Here is a 6566-nt window from a genome sequence, read left to right on the forward strand (position 1 = left end):
TCGCGTTTTCATATACACTCCAGTTGAGATGATTATCTCTTAACTGGGTGTGTGAATCTATTGAACCACGTCAAAGTACCATTTCAGATACCGCTTACACGAAAGCAATGATTCCTCATCACTCTATAGCTATTTTGACTAGTGAGCGTTCTAACCTTGAAGACGTTCGCGTACGAGAATTAGCAAACGGCATTATTAAAGCTCAGCGAAAGGAAATAAAGGAGATGGAGTGGTTGATAGAGGATATAAATAAGAATGGCAAGGTAACAACTCAGGAACAGGCCGAACAGCGTCCAATTCCTCAATTTGAAGGTAAATTGAATAAAGGAAAGGAAAATGAGTAAGAAAGCTATCCTATATAGAATGGTTACTAAAGAGCACATTTGCCCTTACGGTTTAAGGTCAAAAGACTTACTAGAGCGAGAAGGCTATTCAGTAGAAGACAATCATCTTACTTCACGTAATGACACCGATGATTTCAAGCAAAAGCATGGTGTAGAAACGACGCCTCAAACCTTCATCGAAGAAAAGCGAGTTGGTGGATATGATGAGCTTCGTAAATACTTCGGGAAAGGAGAAGCGGGGCAGAACGGAACTACTTATGCACCTGTTATTGCGATTTTTTCTGTGGCAGCTCTGCTATCGTTAGCATTCCAGTTTTTTGTTTCTGAAGACTTCATCTCTATAAGAACACTGGTTCTCTTTATTGCTTTCTCAATGACACTACTTGCAGTTCAAAAATTGAAGGATTTGTATAGTTTTACAAATTCGTTCATAACCTACGATTTGTTGGCAATGAGGTGGCTTCGATATGGTTACATCTACCCATTTCTTGAAGCCTACGCGGGGATAGGAATGGTAGCTCAACTGCCTGCCATAGCTGTTGCGCCATTTTCACTATTTATAGGAACCGTTGGGGCAATTTCTGTCTTTAAAGCAGTATATGTGGATAAACGGGAGCTCAAATGTGCTTGTGTCGGTGGGGACAGTAACGTGCCGTTAGGTTTTGTTTCACTATCAGAAAACATTTTTATGATAGCAGGCGCATTACTCATGTTATCTTTTTAGTTACAAGAGTTGCTTATCGACTAAACTTAATAAAAGTAACTCTATCAGCTTTTAAGATTGAAAAGACTGCTTGTTTAACTACATAGGAAGTTGTTTATCTTAGTTACAAGCAAATGTCATTGATTAAAGTGTCCTTAAGACTTATCTTTTCTAAGGGAATAACGTCGCGTAAAGGTTGAGAGCAAATACAAAGTTATGAGATCTATTATTTTCACACTATGCATTGGATATTTATTGGTACTGTTTACCGTGCCAGTTGATGCGTGTGAAATGAAAATGGATGAACATAGCTCATTAACTAAGGCTTCTCACAAATTCGCAGACGCTCATGAGGAGAAACGTAGCAGTTCACCTAGTTCTAAGCATCAAAGCGCTCACACTGATGGACACCCCTCGCATTCGGGTAAATCAGGTTGCTGCAATGATGGATGTATGTGTATAGCTACCAATTGCTACCACTTTGCAAGTCTTTTTTACGTTCCCATTCGTCAATTTGAAACAACTTTTGCTGAGCAGTATGACATTATCGCTCTAGCTGTTCCCCCCAAAATTTTCACTCCACCTTTTCGTCCCCCGATAGCCTAAGGTACTGACTTAGTTAGTAATACTTTTTAAATGGATGAAATTCCTTCGTCCAGTTAGTATCAATTCAAAGGCTAAAAACTATGAAAAATTCTATCGACAACGGTCGCAGAAGATTTGTGCTCGCTGCCCTGACCTCAAGCGCTGCGGCTGCGTTAACCAACGTTAGTCCTCTATGGGCAGCACCTGTTGGTCGCCATTTTAAAGATCAAGTTTTGACAGGTGATATTAAAAATCTCAATGTGTCAAAAGCGCAATTGCCAATAGGCTCAAATATGGGCTCACCTATAACGATCAATGGTCAAATGCCGGGCCCGTTGATTAGATTGAAAGAAGGACAGAGAGCGCACCTCAATGTAACTAACCACCTAAACCAAGATACTTCAATACACTGGCACGGGATTATTTTACCACCAGATATGGATGGCGTTCCGGGAGTTTCCTTTGCCGGAATAAAACCTGGCGAAACATTTAAATATGCATTCGATGTCGAGCAAAACGGCACCTACTGGTACCACAGTCATTCAGGCCTCCAGGAACAGTTGGGCCATTTAGGACCTCTTGTGATCGACCCCGCAGATGGGGACATTGGGGCTGATAGGGAACATACAATTATTTTAAGCGATTGGACGTTTTCAGACCCCCATGACGTTATGCGAAAACTGAAGGTAGCGGAAGGTTATTACAATTATCAAAAGCGAACTATTTTCGACACGTTAGAAGACGTAAAGAAAAAAGGGCTTGCCGATACATGGGAAGAGCGTGCTATGTGGGGTGCAATGCGTATGAGCCCTCGCGATATAGCTGACGTTACAGGCAGTACATATACATACTTAATGAATGGCCGGACACCACAAGATAATTGGCAAGCCCTGTTTAAAGTAGGCGAGAAAATCCGGTTGAGGATCATAAATGGTTCTGCGATGACTTATTTCGACTTTCGCATCCCAGGGCTTGAAATGACAGTTGTAGCTGCAGATGGTCAGCCTGTTAAACCAGTAAATGTGGATGAGTTTCGAATTGCAGTAGCGGAAACTTATGACGTAATCGTTCAGCCAAAAGAGCGAAAAGCTTATACCTTTTTTGCGGAAAGTTTTGATAGAAGTGGATATGCGCGTGGCACCCTAACCCCGTCAATTGGCCTTACTGCAGAGGTTCCCCCACAGCGAGTTATCACAGAGCGTGGCATGGCGGCGATGGGGATGGACATGTCTGGTATGAAAGGCATGAATATGGATAAGTCCAAGGTCGACAGCTCGGGCATGGCTGCTCCAAAAGGTGAAATGAAAGGAATGGGGCAGCATAGCGCCCATACAATGCATGGCACCCAAATGGAAGGAGAAATGACCCCCTCCAAAAAGCTCCCAGTAGAAAGCATAGACATTGTCCACAGCGAAGACGGGCACGGCGCTGGTGCAGCGATGATTGCTAAAAATCCAAGCTCTAGGTTGGATGAACCTGGGATCGGTTTGGAAGACAGCCCACATCGTGTCCTTGTTTATACAGATTTAGTCGGTGAAAGTCCTTGGCCTGACGAAAGAGAGCCGGAACGTCAAATTGAGCTTCACTTAACGGGCAATATGGAAAGGTACATGTGGTCGTTCGATGGCAAAAAGTTTAGTGAAGTAGACGGATATGTACGTTTCAATTATGGCGAGAGACTACGTCTGATCTTGGTTAATGACACTATGATGGATCACCCTATTCATTTACATGGTATGTGGATGGAACTTGAAAACGGCCAATATCCAAGACCTCGTAAACACACGATCAGCCTCAAGCCTGGAGAGAAGGTCTCGTTACAAATCAGCGCAGATGCCCCCGGTGAGTGGGCGTTTCATTGTCACCTGCTATACCACATGGAAGCAGGTATGTTTCGTGTTGTACAGGTCGCATAGGAGATTAAAATGAAACAGATATTAATAGCAGGCCTAATAACATTAACTTTGAGCGTTGACAATGCTTTGGCTCAATCAAGAGATGACTGGCCATCTCCTATTCCTAATGAATATTTTGGCCAAGTTCTATTTGACCGACTTGAATATAATCGCACTGATGAGCAGCAAAATATAGGGGTCTGGGACATGCAAGCGTGGTATGGCGGAGATTACCATCGTCTTGTTTTTAAAAGCGAAGGCGAAAATACACAAAACGATGGAATGCCTACTGATCTGGAACGAGCAGAACTGTTGTACGGTTATCTAGTTTCTTCTTTTTGGTCTATACAATTTGGTGTGGGCACAAAGGGAGAGCTGTCATCAGATGCGGATATGGAGAACTATGCGGTGGTCAGTTATCAAGGTCTAGCTCCTTACTGGTTTGAAATGGAAAATTCACTGCGTATTAACGAAGACGGTGACATGCAGTTCATCAATGAAACCGAATATGACTGGCAACTAAGTCAAGTTTCCTATCTGCAACCGCGACTGGAAGTTGTTGCCAACCTCACCGATTCTGAAAAGTATGACCGTCAAAGCGGGTTGAGTAATATTCGTATTGGTTTGCGATATCGGCATGAAATAGTGAGGGAGGTAGCACCTTATGTCGGTGTTTATTACAGCAAAGCTTTGGGAAATACAGCTGATGCATTAAAGGCTGAAGGCAAGTCAACCAGTGAAACTGGTGTAGTGTTAGGTGCAAGGATTTGGTTTTAAACGCCCTACGCTAAAAATGAAATAACTGGTATGCCATTGCCAGTTATTTCTTTCTACACGTCTTCGAATTTGTTTTGTAATGGGCCTGTGTCCTTATATTTGCTGCAGGTTGCTTTTGTTGTTACTCAGGCTCACATGACATAAAGGAGTAACCAATATGAATGAACACGAGCATTCAAACAGGAAAGATTCGTTAAGCCTCTGGGGCGCGGTATCGATGGGAACTGGTGTAATGATAGGTGCTGGTATATTTGCTTTAACCGGGCAAATAGCAGAGCTGGCAGGCACATGGTTTCCTTTTGCGTTTTTAGTTGCAGCGATAATTGCAGGGTTTAGCTCATACAGTTACATCAAAATGGCACAGAAATACCCCTCTGCAGGTGGTATCGCCATGTTTCTGAAAAAAGCCTATGGTAGAGGTCTGCTGACTGGTGCCTGTGCATTGCTAATGTTTTTTTCCATGGTTATCAATGAAAGTTTGGTAGCCCGCACTTTTGGCACTTATGTCCTACAATTGTTTGACTCTCAGGGCGCTGAGTGGCTTATACCAGCGCTTGGCGTGAGTCTTCTTATTGTGGCATTCATTGTTAATATTTTGAGTAATCAATTCATACAGACCCTCTCATTTATTATGGCTTTTATCAAAATAGCAGGACTTGCAGTTTTGGCAATTGGTGGGCTGTGGGCAACCGGTTTGTCGTTTGAGAGCGTTTCAGCTCAACCGCAAGATACCAGCGCAACCGGTTTTCTCGGAGCCGTGGCACTTGGTATTTTGGGATACAAAGGATTCACTACAATCACAAACAGCGGAGGCGAGCTCAAACAACCAGAAAAAAATGTAGGAAGGGCCATAGTCATTTCTATATCCATTTGTGTGGTACTTTATGTTTTTGTCGCAGTTGCAGTAGGAGCAAATTTATCAATTGGCGAAATAATACAGGCAAAAGATTATTCGCTTGCTGAAGCATCTCGACCCGCATTCGGCCAGTATGGTGCTTGGTTTACTATAGCTTTCGCGATTATTGCCACGTCTTCCGGTGTCGTTGCCAGCATCTTCGCTGTTTCAAGAATGCTATCGATGCTTACATCAATGCAACTTGTGCCTCACCGTCATTTTTCATTACCGGGAGATATAAGAAGACATTCCTTAATTTATACGTTAGTCATCGCAATATTTCTTACCATATTCTTCGATTTGAGCCGCATAGCCTCAATCGGTGTAGTTTTTTATATCGTAATGGATATCTTCATCCACTGGGGAGTGTTCAAGCATTTACGAGATGATGTGCAAGCTAAAGCTTGGGTACTAGTCAGTGCAATTATTCTCGATATCATTGTTCTTCTATCTTTTATGTGGGTGAAAGCAAAATCAGATATCTTCATTGTTGGGATTTCTGTGGCTGGACTTCTTATCGTATTCGCGGCTGAGAAATGGTTTCTAAAGCTCCATGCGTATGATGATGATGATAAAAATTATAACTGATGCAAATCATTGAAGCTGTTCATGAACTACATCGACGGAGTAAGACAATATTCAGCGTAGGCAGAGTAGCAGCCTAAAAGGTAAGCGCAGTTGTTATGAATAGGAAAGGAATTAACCGGCATTAGCGTGCCGGTTATTTTTACTCGTGGCACACTTTAACCGCTTTTTTGCTGCTTCAGTGTATTCATTATTTCAGCAAACTCCTGTCCTTTTGACTCAGGTGGCTGGCTACAACCCTGCTTCTCTGTATTGGTTTGACTGGGTAGTTGCATGGCTTGCTGTAAGGCTAATTCTGAATTATTGGTTATCATAATATCTCACCGTTAGTTTAAATTTATGTGGCAGTAGATATCAGCAAATATCGTACCTGTGCTAAAAGGACAAATACTGACTATTTATTTAGCCCTCACTACTACAGCTGCCTATTGTAAATACTGGCAATAAGCCAACCCAGTACACCTGCGAACAAAGCCCATAAAGCTCCGCCTATCACTACACCCAATAAAGGCACGTTCCATATCATCCCTTGCCAGTCTGAAAACATTATATTACCAGCCATGGGTGACATCATGTCGGGCATTGTAATAATGAACAAAGAACTAACAACTAACAACACTCTCGAAGCTGAACGATGCGGCGCACGCGAACGCAAATACATTTTCTCGAATTTTCATCTTACGCCTCCTTAAAGCCAGCATCATAATGGGGTTCTAGGGATTTTCCCCTCTAAAAAGACATAATCCTCTGTAGACCACACCAATAAATGGCTGCGGAGGTGG

The 6566-nt window shown here is 42.6% G+C and carries 6 protein-coding genes and 1 pseudogene; 5 read left to right on the forward strand and 2 right to left on the reverse strand.

Features of this window, described 5'->3' with window-relative positions; all coding sequences use genetic code 11:
• Positions 1-68: 68 nt before the first annotated feature.
• The 5 genes and pseudogenes from NO989_RS21200 to NO989_RS21220 form a co-directional block, all read left to right on the forward strand.
• Positions 69-344: pseudogene (locus NO989_RS21200) on the forward strand (DUF305 domain-containing protein); the annotation flags it as partial.
• Positions 337-1068 (forward strand): MauE/DoxX family redox-associated membrane protein, encoded by a 732-nt coding sequence (locus tag NO989_RS21205; RefSeq protein ID WP_012516918.1) that lies wholly within the window; start codon positions 337-339, stop codon positions 1066-1068. The pseudogene NO989_RS21200 and the gene NO989_RS21205, both read left to right, overlap by 8 nt.
• Positions 1069-1733: 665 nt before the next feature.
• On the forward strand, positions 1734-3548 hold the full coding sequence (locus NO989_RS21210; RefSeq protein ID WP_012516917.1) for a copper resistance system multicopper oxidase: 1815 nt from the start codon (positions 1734-1736) through the stop codon (positions 3546-3548).
• Positions 3549-3557: 9 nt separating this feature from the next.
• Positions 3558-4304, forward strand: a complete 747-nt coding sequence (locus tag NO989_RS21215; RefSeq protein ID WP_156087449.1) for a copper resistance protein B — start codon at positions 3558-3560, stop codon at positions 4302-4304.
• A gap of 157 nt (positions 4305-4461) precedes the next feature.
• On the forward strand, positions 4462-5787 hold the full coding sequence (locus NO989_RS21220; RefSeq protein ID WP_012516915.1) for an APC family permease: 1326 nt from the start codon (positions 4462-4464) through the stop codon (positions 5785-5787).
• A gap of 155 nt (positions 5788-5942) precedes the next feature.
• On the opposite strand, the gene NO989_RS21225 is transcribed toward NO989_RS21220, so the two are convergent.
• A complete protein-coding gene (locus NO989_RS21225; protein ID WP_012516914.1) occupies positions 5943-6098 on the reverse strand; it encodes a hypothetical protein in 156 nt (51 codons plus the stop codon).
• A 101-nt stretch (positions 6099-6199) separates the two neighbouring features.
• Entirely contained in the window at positions 6200-6445 is a 246-nt protein-coding gene (locus NO989_RS21230) for a DUF5676 family membrane protein (protein WP_012516913.1), read from the reverse strand.
• Positions 6446-6566: the final 121 nt, after the last annotated feature.

Source organism: Alteromonas sp. DY56-G5, assembly GCF_041414725.1.
GTDB classification, from domain to species: Bacteria; Pseudomonadota; Gammaproteobacteria; order Enterobacterales; family Alteromonadaceae; genus Alteromonas; species Alteromonas macleodii.